The 16,599-nt window shown below is 38.9% G+C and carries 12 protein-coding genes and 2 pseudogenes; 13 read left to right on the forward strand and 1 reads right to left on the reverse strand.

Going from position 1 to position 16,599, the window contains the following annotated elements:
- Positions 1 to 104 precede the first annotated feature (104 nt).
- Entirely contained in the window at positions 105 to 1,034 is a 930-nt protein-coding gene (locus HEQ19_23730) for an alpha/beta fold hydrolase (GenBank protein ID WYM02055.1), read from the forward strand.
- Positions 1,019 to 1,138, forward strand: a pseudogene (locus tag HEQ19_23735) (transposase). Before HEQ19_23730 ends, HEQ19_23735 begins: the two are co-directional and overlap by 16 nt.
- Positions 1,139 to 1,278: 140 nt before the next feature.
- Here HEQ19_23735 and HEQ19_23740 read toward each other — a convergent pair.
- Positions 1,279 to 1,629, reverse strand: a complete 351-nt coding sequence (locus tag HEQ19_23740) for a BON domain-containing protein (protein ID WYM02056.1) — start codon at positions 1,627 to 1,629, stop codon at positions 1,279 to 1,281.
- 181 nt (positions 1,630 to 1,810) lie between these two features.
- On the opposite strand from HEQ19_23740, the gene ilvN reads away from it, so the two are divergent.
- The 11 genes and pseudogenes from ilvN to HEQ19_23795 all read left to right on the forward strand — a co-directional run bounded on the left by ilvN (position 1,811) and on the right by HEQ19_23795 (position 16,588).
- Positions 1,811 to 2,329: an acetolactate synthase small subunit gene (ilvN, locus tag HEQ19_23745; GenBank protein ID WYM02057.1), complete on the forward strand. Its 519-nt coding sequence runs from the start codon at positions 1,811 to 1,813 to the stop codon at positions 2,327 to 2,329.
- Positions 2,330 to 2,341: 12 nt separating this feature from the next.
- Entirely contained in the window at positions 2,342 to 2,647 is a 306-nt protein-coding gene (locus tag HEQ19_23750) for a hypothetical protein (protein ID WYM02058.1), read from the forward strand.
- An 896-nt stretch (positions 2,648 to 3,543) separates the two neighbouring features.
- Positions 3,544 to 4,689, forward strand: coding sequence for a glycosyltransferase family 4 protein (locus HEQ19_23755; GenBank protein WYM02059.1), 1,146 nt, complete (start codon positions 3,544 to 3,546; stop codon positions 4,687 to 4,689).
- Between the two features lie 655 nt (positions 4,690 to 5,344).
- A complete protein-coding gene (locus tag HEQ19_23760) occupies positions 5,345 to 6,643 on the forward strand; it encodes a glycosyltransferase family 2 protein (protein ID WYM02060.1) in 1,299 nt (432 codons plus the stop codon).
- Positions 6,644 to 7,645 (forward strand): glycosyltransferase family 2 protein, encoded by a 1,002-nt coding sequence (locus tag HEQ19_23765; GenBank protein WYM02061.1) that lies wholly within the window; start codon positions 6,644 to 6,646, stop codon positions 7,643 to 7,645. It begins immediately after the preceding gene.
- A 140-nt stretch (positions 7,646 to 7,785) separates the two neighbouring features.
- A complete protein-coding gene (locus tag HEQ19_23770) occupies positions 7,786 to 9,651 on the forward strand; it encodes a glycosyltransferase (protein ID WYM02062.1) in 1,866 nt (621 codons plus the stop codon).
- A gap of 119 nt (positions 9,652 to 9,770) precedes the next feature.
- Positions 9,771 to 10,910, forward strand: a pseudogene (gene glf, locus HEQ19_23775) (UDP-galactopyranose mutase).
- 643 nt (positions 10,911 to 11,553) lie between these two features.
- The gene (locus tag HEQ19_23780; GenBank protein ID WYM03575.1) at positions 11,554 to 12,966 is read left to right on the forward strand and encodes a carotenoid oxygenase family protein; all 1,413 of its coding nucleotides are present in this window, start codon (positions 11,554 to 11,556) and stop codon (positions 12,964 to 12,966) included.
- A 178-nt stretch (positions 12,967 to 13,144) separates the two neighbouring features.
- Positions 13,145 to 13,708 carry a Uma2 family endonuclease gene (locus HEQ19_23785; GenBank protein WYM03576.1) on the forward strand — a complete coding sequence of 188 codons (564 nt, stop codon included), beginning with the start codon at positions 13,145 to 13,147 and terminating at the stop codon, positions 13,706 to 13,708.
- A gap of 497 nt (positions 13,709 to 14,205) precedes the next feature.
- Entirely contained in the window at positions 14,206 to 15,423 is a 1,218-nt protein-coding gene (locus HEQ19_23790) for a glycosyltransferase family protein (GenBank protein WYM02064.1), read from the forward strand.
- Entirely contained in the window at positions 15,389 to 16,588 is a 1,200-nt protein-coding gene (locus HEQ19_23795; protein ID WYM02065.1) for a glycosyltransferase, read from the forward strand. Before HEQ19_23790 ends, HEQ19_23795 begins: the two co-directional genes overlap by 35 nt.
- Positions 16,589 to 16,599: the final 11 nt, after the last annotated feature.

The following is a 16,599-nucleotide window of genomic DNA, read 5'->3' on the forward strand; positions in this document are numbered from 1 at the left end:
TAAATTCAGTCTTTTGTTCAATTTCATTCACGGGTATTGGGTTTGAGAGTGGCGATCGCCGTCTTAACATGCTCCAGACACTGACCGATCAATAGGAGGGCAATGTGACCACTGCGGTACACTGGCAGCAACGGGTTGGTAATCAAAGAGACTGGGTTTGGCGGGGCTGGCAAACTCGCTACACTTATATTCGCTCTGCCCAACATCAGCAAAAGACAACGCCCCTGATTTTATTACATGGGTTTGGGGCTTCCATAGGTCATTGGCGGCATAATTTAGAGGTTTTGGGCGAACATCACACCGTCTACGCTCTAGATATGCTCGGTTGGGGCGCTTCGGAAAAAGCCCCCGTCAATTACAGCGTCCATCTGTGGGTAGAGCAAGTTTACGACTTTTGGAAAGCATTTATTCGTCAACCAGTGGTATTGATTGGTAATTCCCTAGGTTCACTGATATCTTTAGCAGCAGCGGCCGCCCATCCCGATATGGTGCAGGGTGTGGTGATGATGAGTTTACCAGACCCCACATTAGAGCAAGAAGCAATCCCTGCTTCGGTGCGACCGTTTGTCATGCCCATTATCACCTCAATCAAAAGAATTATTGCTTCCCCACTGTTGCTGAAACCTTTATTTAAACTAGTGCGCCAACCAGGAATATTGCGCTTTTGGGCTAGCACAGCCTACGCCAATCCAGAGGCTGTCACCGATGAATTATTAGAAATATTCGCTGCTCCTCCCCAAGATAGAGGTTCTGTGCGTGCTTTTATTGCTCTGTTTCAAGCTGCTAGCGGAGTTAATTTTAGTCCTAGTGTCAAGGCTTTATTACCAAACTTAACAATTCCCATGCTGTTAATTTGGGGACAACAAGACCGATGGGTTCCGCCAGCATTGGGGCGTCAATTTGCCCAATACAATGAAAAATTAGAAGTGCTGCATCTGGAAAATGTCGGCCATTGTCCCCATGATGAATGCCCAGAACAGGTAAATCAGGCTATTTTGGATTGGCTGGATAAGTCTGTGAGTTTCCCCATTTGAAAAAATTACCTAGTATGTGGAGTCCTAGTTACTTTGTTGCTTCGACAGGAGCAGTAAGTACCGAGGTTGTTAGGCAATATATTGAGAACCAAAAAAGCAATTAAGACAGACAAGCCTGATAAATCAGGCGGCTAGCTTTCATCCCCCGGCTTAAAGCACAGATGTGTCTTCCTAAGTCAGCCACATCTTCGGGGGTTCTCAGCATATTTCCGATAGGAAATCCAGCTATCCTACCCTATAGATACTAGCCAATGGTGACTTGGGTAGTATCAACCTCTGTGGTTCCCTTTACCGCTCGCGCAACAGAAATCATCTTCTTGAGAATTGCTTGGTTAGGAACTTTGCCTTTTAATACGACAGTTCCTCCCGTCTGAGCAACCCAAAGGGTATTCAGATCACCGAGTTCCGAGTCTTGATCAAAGGCCAATGCCACCCGTTTTGCCAACCCACTTTGGTCGTATTCTCCACTCAGTCCTACACGCTCTGGGGGAATTGATTGACTAGCGGTAGGCGCTTGCAGTACTGGCTGTGAAGTTGGATTTACCTGTGCATTTTCAGGTTTTTGCAGTCCAAAAAGTCTTTGTAACCAACTCATAAACTTTGGTCTCCAATTAGAGCAATTACTTAGTACAATATAAAAGCTTTACTACTAAGGTGCATTACTAACTAATAAATGTTATAATTAAAGTTTAGACCTAAAAATTTCATAGTACATGTGCAGCCATTAAATTAATGACTGTCTTAATCACATCCTGCCCTAGCCTCTGTTGGCGAAGATGAAACATACCCTTTCAGTATTAGTAGAAGATGAAGCGGGGGTTCTTTCCCGTATTTCTAGTTTATTTGCTCGTCGGGGCTTTAATATCGAAAGCCTAGCGGTAGGTCCAGCCGAACAGGGAGGTATTTCCCGAATTACAATGGTTGTACCTGGAGATGATCGCGTGATTGAACAACTCACCAAGCAACTATATAAGTTAGTTAATGTCCTCAAGGTGCAGGACATTACCGAAACTCCTTGCGTAGAGCGAGAATTGATGCTCCTCAAAGTGAATGCTACTAGCAGCAACCGCTCAGAAGTAATTGAACTATCTCAGATTTTCCGGGCGCGAGTGGTAGATGTGGCTGAAGATTCTCTGACTTTGGAGGTAGTAGGCGATCCAGGGAAAATGGTGGCGATCGTCCAGGTGCTGCAAAAATTTGGACTGCAGGAAATAGCCCGTACTGGTAAAATCTCTCTGACTCGTGAGTCTGGTGTGAATACTGAGTTACTCAAATCTTTAGAAGCAAAGGTTTAGTCTTGAGGGGATTTGCAAACAATAATTCATCCAATCTTGTGGCGCGGGTTTCAAAGCCCGCTTTTATTTTGGGGGGCTTCAACTTCACAATATAGCAGGGGACTGGGGACTGGGGACACAACGACCGCTCAGTGCATCGCTGGGGACTGGGGACTGGGGACACAACGACCGCTCAGTGCATCGATGGGGACTGGGGACTGGGGACACAACGACCGCTCAGTGCATCGATGGGGACTGGGGACTGGGGACACAACGACCGCTCAGTGCATCGCTGGGGACACAACGACCGCTCAGTGCATCGCTGGGTTACAAGTCTGATTGTGTCTAGGTTTTATCATCAGTTAATGTCCTAAGCACTTTGGCGGTTGCTATAAAAATTGGATATTTTTTTATTTGGAACTCCCTAATATCATGTTCGGATAAATACTTGTCATTTTATAAGCGATCAACCGAACATGATATATAGGAATCCGATTTGATTATTGAAAAAATCTCAGTATCTGTAGGGTGGGCAATGCCCACCATATCATGGTTTTTGTGGGCATTGCCCAGCCTACATGTATTTCAAAAATCAAATATGATTTCTATAACAGGATGTAATTAAACTAAAACAAATAAAAAAATTGCTGATAGTCTAAATTTTTCAGAAATAAAACTTTTGCCAAGTTGGCATTACTTAAACTCCAAAAACTTGGTACAAAATGAATACACAAATAAAACAGTAATTAGCATTTACAGTAATTTTCAGGTAAATAGACCATGCGTCCGGGACGCAAGGCCTTGCGCCCCTAAAACGATCTGTGGTTATTGCGTGAAAATTGCTGTAAGTAAATGTTGAAAGCTGCTAATGGGTGAAAGTTCTGCTTTCGGAAAGCTTTTTCATCTTGACAATATTCTGTAAGGATACAAATTTAAAAAATTTTCTACTTTCTACTAAGAGGATGTTTTAAAAGTTATCGGCGAATGAAGGTGACAACTACACAAGCAAAGTCCACCTCCGTGGACTAACACAATATTTTCTCTACGAGACGCTACGCGTTCGCGTAGCGTCTGTCTTCGACGCCGAAGGCTACGTAGAGAAGGTTTTTCCAACCTGGGTCGGCAGGTTTTGTCTGTGTAGCCGCGTTCACGCAGTGTGCCGCAGGCAATTCTATTCGCCTGGGCACATCTCTTAAATTTTAACTCTTTAGTTTTATTAAAAAAGGCGCTAATTCATGCCAAAAGTTCTACATTTAATCAACAATTTTAATAGAGGTGGCATTGAAAAATGGTTACTTTATATGCTAGGTGAAATACCGCGAAGCCAATATGTCATCGACTTCTACTGTAAAGGGTCAAATATTGGAGTATTGGCTAAGATTGCACAGCATTTAGATGCCAAAGTTATTTGCTGTAGATTAGGTATTAATCAAGTCAGATTCGCTCAACAACTTAGACAAATACTGCTAGAGGAAGATTACCAAATAATACACAATCATTTACAAGTATATAGTGGCTTGCCTGTATGGGTATCTCACCAATTAGAAATTCCTATCATCACTTCTTTTCATAATACTTATTTTGGTTACCAGATGCCCTTTACTCGGCTGCCTTCAATACGTCAAATGCGCTCAGTTTATGCAATGATTAGCATTAGGTATGCACTCACTCATTCTGATTTAGTTACAGGTTGTTCTCAAGCAGTTCTTGATAGCCTCAATCTGCAAGGTACAAAAATACACAAACGTTCTCGTATACTAAATTACGGGATAAATATTCCTGAATTAGCAACCACCGAAGAGCGCAATACCTTTCGTCAGTCTTTTGGCTGGTCAAAGGATGTACCTGTAATTCTTCATGTTGGACGCTTCAGCGAACAAAAAAACCACCTGGGATTGCTATCGATATTTAAATTAGTTGTCAAGCATATACCTACAGCCAAACTGCTTTTGGTAGGAGAAGGTCCGCTACGAGGGTTCATCGAAAAAAATATAGCTCAACTTAAACTTTCCCAGGCGGTGTATCTTTTAGGTCAGCGGGATGATGTACCATCATTGATGAGTAAATGTGATGTATTTTTGTTACCCTCTTTATATGAAGGTTTGCCAGTAGTTGCACTGGAAGCTAATGCAGCTGGACTTCCCGTAATTGGCTCGAAAATTCTTGGTTTAACAGAGGCTGTCGTGGATGGGAAAACAGCAATATTACATGATGTTGATGATATCGAGGGTATGGCTCAATCTGCGATCGCACTGATTCATAACCCACATTATTGTCTACAGCTTGGCAAAGCTGGACGAGAATGGGTGACAGATAACCATTCTACATCAGTCAGTGCCAAACAGTTAATTGAGATTTACGATTCTTTGGCGATTAAATAAACAAAAAGCCGCGTAAATTTTCTTAGGTTTTAGACGTTTAGCTCAGTTTGAAAAATAACTGGGGTAATTTATGGTGTCTGGTTTTTTGTGTGCGAATTTCCAGATAATTACTACATAAATTACAGCAAAATCACGCATAGTAACTGTTGATTATCTTTTTTTAAACTCACATTCCACCCTTGGAACTGGCACATGGGATATAGCAGTTATCATTTGGGTGCAATTATATTAGCAAAAGTTGTTCTACTACTAGAGTATTGCTTTATTGAACCGGAAATTAATTTCCAACTTACTCCAAATGTTTTAGCTATTTGTTGTTGGGAATTTTGTTGATTATTGTACGCATCAACCACTTTTTAACTTAGGACAAAATTATCAATAGACCTGCCAAAATGCACAATATTTTCTGTGCTGCACAGAGGATTTTGGATAAGTTTGTTTTGTCAAGAAAAAAGGAATCTGTAGACAAATCCCAAGAATGAAAAAGTTAAATATTTGAGCCATGTAATATTTTTTGGCTTCTAAAATTTATAATTTTTGATTAAGTAACGCATGGTGTAATTAATTATATCTTGTGTAATCTATTATCATCAGTATAAATTTTATTTATTTTTTAACTGACAGATGATCCCATTCATGACAGTATATTAATACTATGAGAAGTATAAAAGTAGCAGCTATTATTGTTACTTGGAATAAGCTACATTATATTTGCTCATTGCTGGAAGACATTAGCAACCTGGAATTACAGGATATAAATCTGGACATTTACGTTGTAGATAATGCTTCAAATGATGGTACTCAGACTTATTTAGAAGAATACTATTATGGTCAAATTCATGTTTTACAAACGGGTAGGAATCTCGGTGGTTCAGGAGGTTTTTCCTACGGTTTGGAGTTGGTGAGTAAGCTTGAATATGATTACCTATGGCTACTTGATAATGATGTGCGCCTAGCTCCATTAGCATTAATTACACTAATTAATACTTTAGAAAATCATGACGAAGTAGGCTTAGTAGGTTCTCAAATTCGCAAATTACAGGAACCTAATAAAATTCAAGAATTAGGCAGCTATATTAATTATCAAAAAGCCCACTTAAAAACAAATGGTGCTAACTTATTTAACATTTCAGCCGCAGAAATCCTGAATAGTAAACCCTACATTAATGTAGATATTTGTGCGGCTGCATCGCTACTAGTGCGCCGCACAATTGTGGAAACAATTGGAGTATTTGAAAATTACTTTCTCCACTTTGATGATGTGGAGTGGTGCTTGCGAGCCAAACAAGCTGGCTGGATTGTTGCTGTAAATCCAGATTCTATTATTTGGCATTATTCCCCGGATTTTAAATGCAGACCTTGGATTAATTATTACGATGAGCGTAATCTTTGTTATTGCTGGCAAAAACACCGACCAGACCTTTTATTAAAAAGAGTGATTGTGAGTGTACCACGACTAGTTTATTACGCGATTACAGGGCGTTACTTTCTTGCTGAAATTTCTATTACAGGGTTTCAAGACTTCATAAATGGTATTCAGGGAGAGATACCGAAAGCGGTGAATTACACCGAATATTCTTTAGAAGCAATCATTGATGAACAAGCTAAGATTTTAGTGCAATCTACCATCTATCAAGATGATGTACAAAGTCAAATTTTAAGGAAGATGGAGGTTGCTACAAAGGTTATTTCCTGGCTTCCACCTGAGAAATTAGTAGGGCGTGTTTGGCTGTGGCTAATCGCTTGGTTTTGGAAACCAATTGATATTGTCATCCTTAGTTATCAACATCCTGAAATTTACGCTCTCAATTTAGCAAAACGGGTTTACTATTTTACAGGTAATGGTTATTTACCAGTCTCAATTAATCCTTTTATTTTGATGAAAGCAGTTATCAAAACCCTCAGCCAAATGTCGCAGATATACTGGCAAATTCGCAAGTTAAAGATATCATAAATGGCGCAAGCAATACCTACTCTCTTATCTGGTCTAGTTTCTATCATAATTTGTACGAGTGATCGCCCTATTTTTCTCGAAAAAGCGCTGACATCACTCGAACTCATTAGCTACCATAATTTTGAAGTAATTGTTATTGATGCTTCATCAACAACACAGACAATTGAAATAGTCGATAGATTATCAAACAAGAGTAAGTTTAAACTCAAGTTTCACAAAATTGAGCAAAAAAATCTGAGTTACTCCCGCAATTTGGGAATTAAATTAGCCACAGGTTCCATTGTCGCTTTTTTTGATGATGATGCAATTCCACCAGCTACATGGATAGAAGAATTACTAAATATTTATGCATTGTATGGTGATAAATGTGCTGCGGTTGGAGGTACTGTTAGAGACTCAACTCGTCCAGGTGAACCCTTACAGTTTCATCGTGGTATTAGCAATGTTTTTAGTCAAACTATTGCAATTCGTCCGGCTGATTCTGGCAATTATAACCAAGTAAATGGCGTTTGGTTTAACAGTTTAATGGGCACTAATTCATCATTTCGGAAAGATTTACTAGAAAAAATCAAGGGCTATGATGAATTTTTCGATTACTTTCTTGATGAAACTGATGTTTGTTTACGCTTAATTCAGGCGGGGTATGAAGTTCACCATGCTGATGTGGTGGTAAATCATTATCCTCAACCTAGTCATAATCGTATCGACCAAAAACATCTCACATGCTGGCATACTTTAGCAAAAAATACAACTTATTTTGCGATTAAGCATGGATTTAATAAAGTTTGGTTTCCGGTTTTTATTATCCGCTTGACTTTACTTTTAATTTATCGCTGTCTGCTGAGAATTATCAGACTTAAATTCACACATCAATTGCCAAATTCAATTTTAATCCAGTACATTCGACAAGCTTTTGAGGGTATTCATGTTGGCTGGGAAGCGGGTTTAAATCTACATAAAGTTAATCTGACTCCAACAAATTTGAGTAGAGATACTTGTTGAACATTCCAACTTTTATTTCTCGTTGGCATTATTGATATAGGATGGTATCTGGAAATGCTACTGACGTGGAAAATAAATTTAAGAAATAGCACCCATCTCCAAAATACGATTACAAAATTGAACACCAGGATAAAATACACATGTCAGATATTTTACTAAATCCAAAGCTGGAAAATCTAAATACTCCAACTACGATTAAACTGCAAAATATTATTTTCCCAAATTTAGATATTTGTTCTGTAGAAGAGTTATTTTTTAGATTGAATTCTAAAGCTGTGATGAATTATCAGCAAACTCTTGTTGAACTCAAACAAGGGGGAAGAATCATATTTGATACTTATTTTAATGCTTTTTCAGTCCAAAAATGGAAAGATTACACTAATGTAAAAAGCATAAATATTAATCTATGTTTAAAGGGAGCTTTCCAGATTAACCTCATCAATATAGATTATTTATCTGAAGCGCCAAAATTAATTGATCAAAAATTTATTAATTCGCAAATTTTAACTGATATCACTGCATTTAATGATATAGACATAAGCTCTTACAAAGGCTTGTTATACATTGAAATTGAAGCCTTAAAAAATAACTGCTTATTGACAGGAGGTTATTTTAACATAAATAGAATTAATCGCCCAAAAGCAGACATAAAAATTGCAGTGGTCATGTGTACATATAAGCGAGAAGAGTATGTAGAAAAAAATGTGAATCTCTTAGAAAGATATTTTCTCAAAAATTCAACATCTATAGATAAATTTGAACTATTTTTAATTGATAATGGTAGAACATTAGAAGAATTTGATAATCCTAAAATACATTTAATACCTAATAAAAATGCTGGTGGTAGCGGAGGCTATACAAGAGGAGTTTTAGAAGTATTAAAAAGAAAAAATGATTTCTCACATATTATATTTATGGATGATGATGTCATCATCTATCCAGAAGTATTTGAAAGAATTTACAACTTCCAAATGGTAACTAATGACAAAAGCTTATGTACTGGCGGCAGTATGTTAAAGTTAGATTGTCAATATATCCAGCATGAAAATGGGTCTGTATGGGCTGATCAGGTTGTCAGATTAAAACCTGACCTTGACCTCAGAAACATTAAAAATATTTTATTTAATGAGATTGAAGAACACATTAGTTACAATGGCTGGTGGTTATTTTGTTTCCCCATTAATGTTATAGACGATTTTAGCCTACCTTATCCATTTTTTATCAGAGGAGATGATATAGAACTACCTATTAGGTTACACCTTAAAATTATTACTCTTAACGGTATATGTGTTTGGCATGAATCATTTGAAAATAAATGTTCTCCAACGCCAAATTATTACTCTAGAAAAAATGAGATGATTTTAAATAGCATTTATTCTGATAGTTTTAGCAAAATAGACGCTATCAAGTATCTGCTAAAATTTAGCATGAAAGAGGCATTCTGCTATAGATATAAAAGTGCGGATCTGGTCTTGAAGGCTGTCTATGATTTTCTCCAAGGTCCTAATTATTTAAAATCTGTAAATCCTGAAGAAAAGAACTTAGAAATTAAAAATATAGGAGAACAGCCAGTAAAAAATCATGATTTGCCTTTTATTTATGAGAAGTATCAAAAAAGTCTTGGTGAAGCAGAGAACATGATTCATCGCTTGCTGAGATTGATGACCTTAAATGGACATCTGCTACCTTCTTTATTCTTTCATCAAGATAGTAAACTCACTGACCAGGGATACAAAGTTATTCCTATGCACGGTTACAGACCCCTGAATGTTTTTCGAGCCAAAAAAGCTCTATATTATCATATAAATAATCAGGAAGGATTTGTTGTAAATTTTTCTAGAGTGGAATTCTGGAAAATTTTTATTAAGACGATCATCCTATCTGTAAAAATATTTCTGAATTTTTCTCAAGTTAAGCAACTCTATAGAAAAACCCTGCCTGAACTTACTAATAAGACATTTTGGGAGCAATATTTAGAGATTAATAAATACTCTAAATCAGAATAATAACACCTAGACATAATAATGTCATTTGCGCTGAAAACCAAATCATATTTTTTCTATCTAAAATTTTCTGGATGAAACTAATAAACTCTACCATTACCACCCGCAATAATGAGAATGGGGCGATTGTAGGTAAACAAGCACCAAGTATCATTAGCAAACAATTTGTCTTCGATTACTTGATTGTTGGCGCCGGCTTCTCAGGAAGCGTGATTGCTGAATGTTTGGCGAGTCAGTCTGGTAAAAAAGTGCTGGTTGTAGACAAGCGTAACCACATTGGCGGTAACGCCTACGATCATTACGATGATCATGGCATACTCGTCCATAAATACGGACCCCATATCTTTCATACCAACTCCCGTGAAGTCTTTGAATATCTCTCCCGCTTCACACAATGGCGACCTTATGAACATCGTGTTCTTGCTAGCGTAGATGGACAATTATTACCCATCCCCATCAATCTCGACACCATCAACAAACTCTATGGAATGAATCTCAATTCATTTCAAGTAGAAGAATTTTTGAAATCGGTTGCTGAACCAAAAGAATATATCCGCACATCAGAAGATGTAGTAGTCAGTAAAGTCGGTAAGGAACTGTATGAAAAGTTTTTCCGAGGCTATACTCGCAAACAATGGGGACTCGATCCATCGGAACTTGATAAATCAGTAATTGCTCGAATTCCTACTCGGACAAACCGCGATCATCGATATTTTAGCGATACTTACCAAGCAATGCCATTGCACGGTTTAACTCGGATGTTCGAGAATATGTTAGCCCATCCCAATATCAAGGTGATGCTTAACACCGATTACCGAGAAATCGCCCAGGTAATACCTTATGGTGAGATGGTTTATACCGGACCGATTGATGAATTTTTTGATCATCGCTACGGTAAGTTACCTTATCGTTCCCTCGATTTCCAGCACGAAACCCACAACCAGGCTAGGTTTCAATCAGCACCAGTCATCAACTATCCGAATGAAAACTTATATACTCGTGTGACAGAATTTAAGTACTTGACTGGACAGGAACACGCCAAAACTAGTATTGTTTACGAATTTCCCAAAGCAGAAGGCGACCCCTATTATCCTATACCGCGTCCTGAGAATAACGAAATGTATAAGAAATATCAGGCGCTAGCTGATGCAACACCTGGGGTATATTTTGTGGGACGGTTGGCGACTTACAAGTATCTGAATATGGATCAATGTGTGGCACAGGCTTTGTCGATTTATAAACAAATTGCAGTCAAGGCTTAAATTTTAGCTATGGGATGTCAGAAAACGCAAATATTACAACTTTCAATACTAAGGGGGTATGGGGTATGGGGTATCCAGATATGTGACACTCCTACACCAATTGCAAGCAATGTGGTGTAGGCTTCCGAGTCCTGTTAAGGATATCAGGAACTTCTTTAGTGGTACTCCATTTTTCCCACCACAGCATTTTATAGTGAGGTACGTGCCCTGCCCCACTCTTGGTCTTAAAAAAATTCCAAGTTTAAACTAGTTTCCTTGAAAATTTTACTTACAGGAGGTAGCAACGCATACACGGTTGCATTTCCCTATAAAACCCCATATTTTCAGTTTTCTTGGCGTACCTTCTCCCAAAGTGAGAAGGTACTATGTTAGACCAGCATTTTAGGCTTTGTCGTCACTGAATACAATAGCAAGAAGTGATTACCTATCTCAAGATATTGATAAAAACTCAACTGCCCTCTAATCTGTTTTACCTGGGGTAAAAAACAATTAGAGGGCGTCTCGTTTTTATCCTGTCATTGATCCCACACCAACTTCGGGTATGGTGTGGGGCTTCTGCCGGGTTAAGCTAACTGTGTTGCCAAGCACAAAAAGAGCGATCGCTAATACACTGAAAAAAGTGCCGTTATCAGATTCTCTCGCTATGACAGCTAACAAAGAGACAACAACAGTTGTCAATCCCTATCTTGATGGCAACTTTGCGCCAGTCGGTGAAGAAATCACAGCTGACACTCTGCAAGTAATTGGTCAGCTACCCCCCGATTTATCAGGGATGTTTGTGCGTAATGGACCGAATCCCCAGTGGGCACCGATTGGTAAGTACCACTGGTTTGACGGCGATGGAATGTTGCACGGTGTGCGAATTCGCAACGGTCAAGCCACTTATCGCAATCGCTATGTGCGGACAAATGGATGGACAATCGAGCAAGCAGCGGGTAAAGCTATTTGGAGTGGACTATTAGAACCGCCACAGATGGATAATCCCTACGGACCTGGTAAGAATACTGCTAATACTGCCCTTGTGTGGCACGCTGGTCAATTATTGGCGCTATGGGAAGGGGGTGCGCCGCACAATATCCAGGTTCCTGATTTAGAGACGATTGGCGAATACACCTATGATGGACAGCTAGTTTCTGCCTTTACTGCCCATCCCAAGGTAGACCCAATCACAGGCGAAATGATGTTCTTTGGTTACTCATTCGCGCCGCCCTATGTGCAATATAGCGTGGTTTCCGACCAAGGGAAATTAGTCCGTACAGTACCCATTGAGCTACCGATGGCGGTGATGATGCACGATTTTGCCATCACCGAAAACTACACAATTTTTATGGATTTGCCCTTGACTTTTAGCGGCGAACGTGTACAAAGGGGAGAACCGCTGATGAAATTTGAGCGCGATCGCCCTAGTCGTTTTGGCATTATCCCACGTGACGGCGACAATACTAACATCCGGTGGTTTGAAACTTCCGCTTGCTACGTCCTCCATACCCTCAACGCCTACGAAGAGGGTATGGAGGTAGTACTTATCGCTTGTCGAATGAGTTCCACTAATGTTTTAGTCACTGAAGATACACAACAAGATCCAGATGGGGATATTCCCCGCCTACATCAGTGGCGATTTAACTTGAAAACGGGGACAGTTCAAGAACAGAGATTAGACGATGTACCAGGCGAATTTCCCCGCGTTAACGAAAACCTCTTGGGGCAAAAAACCCGATATGGTTACATTGCCCAGTCGGGGGACAGTTCCCAGCCTTTCTTTGATGGTTTAATTAAATATGACTTCAGCAATGGCACATCCCAAACCCATGAATTTGGACAGGGACGCTACGGCGGTGAAGCCGTATTTGTACCCCGTTCTGGCGCCACTGTAGAGGATGATGGCTGGCTTGTGACTTTCGTCCACGATGAAGCTGCAGAAACTTCGGAACTAGTGGTAGTCAACGCCCAAGATGTCAACAGTGAACCTGTAGCGCGGGTGTTGATTCCCCAACGTGTACCCTATGGCTTCCACGGCGCTTGGATAAGTGAGGAACAGTTGCAGAGTTCGGTGTAGAGAACTTCACCCCCAGCCCCTCTATCACGTGGTAGAGGGGAGTAATCTCCTAGTTAAGTATTTGCTGGACTTCCACGGACATTTATTGACAAACCGGAAGAATTTGTAACTTAGTCACGAAACGAGATTATCAGGGACAGTTTATAATCAGCAAGAATCGCCTAAATCATTGACGATGATGACAATTAAACTTCCAGAAACCACTACTCTACAGGAGTTCTTAAAACTTGCATATATTGATGAGTCACCAGCTTGGGAGTATATAAACAAAGAGGCAATTCAAAAACCTATGGGAGGAGGCAAACATAGTCTGCTACAAAAGCGTTTAGTCGCTGTAGTTGATGGGGTAGATAGCAAATACGAAGCTTTTCCAGAATTGCGGTGTTCTTTTGGTAATCGTTCCGTTGTTCCCGACGTAGTGATTGTGGAAAGTAATCAACTACCACTAGATGAAACAGGTGATATCATTAGCACTGGTATTGAGTATGCCCCACCTTGGGTAATTGAAATTCTTTCCCCTGATCAAAGTCAAACCAAAGTCACTGGGAATATTCTGTATTGCTTGAGAAATGGTACTCAGTTAGGATGGTTGATAGATCCCAGAGAACGATCAGTTTTAGTTTATCAACCTAATTGCCTACCAGATTTATTAGCTGGAGAAGATATTTTACCAGTGTTAGAAGGTATAAATCTGAAACTTTCAGTTAATAAAGTGTTTAGTTGGTTGCAGCGGAGAATTTAAATTAATTATGACCTATAGCATTTCCTAATCACATGCGGTACATCATAGCCCCCTCTATCCCGTGGTAGAGGGGGTTGGGGGTGGGGTTCTTGTACTTCACTTGACAGAGAAATACTATACTCTCCGAAAACATTAATCATCGTAGGGTGCGTGACCCATCGATAAATATTGTACGCAGCTTACACCAGGAATGTCGTCACGCATCATTCTTTACAGTATTTTCAGTGGAGTTTTTTATCGTGCCGACTTACTTACAGCAGATTGCAAGTTGGTGAGGTACAGATAATTGTAGGGGCGCAAGGCCTTGCGCCCCTACCGGCGTACCTCATTTACCTGAAATATGCTGTATACTGACCAATAAGCTTAACAACTTCATGAGAAAGTTTTCATAAAAATTTCATGAACAACTCATGTAAAACAGTAATTATATGTATTAGCAAGAGGACATCAAACGGATGTTTCTCGTATATATTATATGTTCCAAATTGGTAAAAATTATGCGACTGCTGGTATATTCCCACGACGCATACGGACTTGGTAACATCCGTAGAATGTTGACTATTTGCCAACATCTGCTTGATAAAATAACTGATATCTCGATTTTATTACTGTCGGGTTCGCCGATGTTGCAGGGGTTTCGTTTACCCAAGGGTTTAGATTACATCAAATTGCCTTGCTTGAACAGAGGCTCAACTGGCGAAATAGCGGTAAAGTATCTGGGTATGGGACTTGAGGAGACGGTGAGATTGCGATCGCAATTAATTCTCTCAGCTGCAATTAACTTTCAACCAGACTTATTTCTAGTAGACAAAAAACCATCCGGAATCAAAAACGAGTTAGCTGACACCATTGATTATTTTCATCAACAGTTACCTGAAACTAAGCTAGTTCTCTTACTACGCGATATTCTCGACTCACCTGAAGTCACTGTTTCCGAATGGACAAAAAATGGCTATTACGGCACAATAGAAAAGTATTACCATCAAGTTTTAATAGTAGGCACACCAGAAGTTTTTGATACTGTCAAAGCATATCAATTTTCTCCTAATATCACCCATAAGTCTCATTATTGCGGTTATATCGGCCATCCATCAGGGCTAAAACCACCTGAGAAAATTAGAGCAGAATTACAAATATTACCACAAGAAAAATTGATTTTAGTTACGCCTGGTGGTGGTGAGGATGGTTATGAATTAGTTGCTACTTATTTAGATGCAATTAAATCATTAGATACAGGCAATATCTACAAAAGTCTCATAATTTATGGGCCGGAAATGCCCACAACACAAAAACAACTGGTGATGCAAGCAGCAAATCATCCGCAAGTCCAGGTGAGGGAATTTACAGATGATTTAATGAGCTACATTCAGGCGGCAAATACTATAGTTTCTATGGCTGGTTACAATACGGTATGTGAAATTTTATCTGCTAAAAAGCCTGCCGTAATTATACCACGATCTCACCCATCAAAAGAACAATTGATCCGCGCTCAAAAGATGGCAGAGTTAGGTTTATTTTCAGCAATTCATCCAGAAAAATTTAATTCAGAAACTTTAAAATATGCTCTAACAAATCAGGTATCTATATCGCAATTACCCCTAAATATGAATGGCTTAGATAATATTACAGATCACATTTATTTACTATTAACTCAAACTAGTTGTGAAGGTCAATTCCACCATGAAAAAAATCATGTTTTATTGCCAGTACCTTAGCGGTATGGGGCATTTAGTCAGAAGTACTGAAATTGTGCGGAGTTTAGTAAAATATTTTCAAGTTTATTTTATTTGTGGAGGCCCAGCGATCGCAGGCTTTGAAATCCCCCCACAAGTAGAATTAATTAGATTACCTGCACTGTGGTTAGAAGATGGTAAATTTATTGTTGAAGATGGTGATCTCAGTGTTGATGAAGTGAAGGAAATCCGCAAAAATCTGTTGATTTCGGAATTTGATAGAGTCAAACCAGATTGTTTAATTACCGAATTTTTTCCCTTTGGTAGACACAAGCTATTATTTGAATTAGTTCCTTTAGTTGAGCATATTAAAACTACAAGCCCTGACACGAAAATTGTTTGTAGTTTACGTGATGTAATTGGCAAAAAGACGGATAATGAAGAAGAGGAAACTATTTGCTATTTAATGAATCGTTATTTTGATCTACTACTATTTCATGCAGATACAAACTTTCAAAAATTCTCTGAAAGTTTTAGTAGATATAGAGATATCAAATCAGAAATTATACACACTGGATTTGTAACTCAATCAGTGATGGCAAATATTAATCATCAACTATGGGGTGATGTAAATTCAGATACGGCAAAAATTTTGGTGAGTGTTGGTGGCGGTAGAATAGGCTATGAACTGTTGGAAATAGTGATAGCAGCCAGTGCAATTTTATCAACAACATTACCTCATATTATTAAAATATTCACTGGCCCATTTATGCCAGAAGCAAAGATAAAAAAATTACGACAAGCTATAGCAAATCAGGAAAATATTCATCTTGAAACCTATACATTACAGCTACTTGATTATATGCAAACGGCAGATATTTCTCTCAGCTTAAGTGGTTATAACACGACAATGAATATTTTGAGTACGGGTGTACGTGCAATTGTTGTGCCGATTGGGCATGAAAATCAAGATCAAGAACAATTAATCAGAACAGAAAAATTACAGAAATTGGGAATTGTTGATTATATTCATTCACAGTATTTAGAAGCATCGTATCTGGCTGATAAAATTATTACTTGTTTAACCAAAAATATCGGTTTAGATACTCCTCATAAATTTGATTTGCAGGGAGCAGAAAACACAGCTATTTTTCTGCAAAGTTTTCTGGAAAAAACTATTTCCCTGACTGCGAAAACAAATCTGTAATTTCAGAATTA

This window comes from Gloeotrichia echinulata CP02 (assembly GCA_038087035.1).
Lineage (GTDB): Bacteria > Cyanobacteriota > Cyanobacteriia > Cyanobacteriales > Nostocaceae > Gloeotrichia > Gloeotrichia echinulata.

Bases quoted from the DNA above. Each gene is read 5' to 3' on its own strand.
- HEQ19_23790 (WYM02064.1), top strand. From the start codon at position 14,206: ATGCGACTGCTGGTATATTCCCACGACGCATACGGACTTGGTAACATC.
- ilvN (WYM02057.1), top strand. From the start codon at position 1,811: ATGAAACATACCCTTTCAGTATTAGTAGAAGATGAAGCGGGGGTTCTT.
- HEQ19_23765 (WYM02061.1), top strand. From the start codon at position 6,644: ATGGCGCAAGCAATACCTACTCTCTTATCTGGTCTAGTTTCTATCATA.
- HEQ19_23795 (WYM02065.1), top strand. From the start codon at position 15,389: ATGAAAAAAATCATGTTTTATTGCCAGTACCTTAGCGGTATGGGGCAT.
- HEQ19_23780 (WYM03575.1), top strand. From the start codon at position 11,554: ATGACAGCTAACAAAGAGACAACAACAGTTGTCAATCCCTATCTTGAT.
- HEQ19_23760 (WYM02060.1), top strand. From the start codon at position 5,345: ATGAGAAGTATAAAAGTAGCAGCTATTATTGTTACTTGGAATAAGCTA.
- HEQ19_23785 (WYM03576.1), top strand. From the start codon at position 13,145: ATGACAATTAAACTTCCAGAAACCACTACTCTACAGGAGTTCTTAAAA.
- HEQ19_23755 (WYM02059.1), top strand. From the start codon at position 3,544: ATGCCAAAAGTTCTACATTTAATCAACAATTTTAATAGAGGTGGCATT.
- HEQ19_23740 (WYM02056.1), bottom strand. From the start codon at position 1,629: ATGAGTTGGTTACAAAGACTTTTTGGACTGCAAAAACCTGAAAATGCA.
- HEQ19_23770 (WYM02062.1), top strand. From the start codon at position 7,786: ATGTCAGATATTTTACTAAATCCAAAGCTGGAAAATCTAAATACTCCA.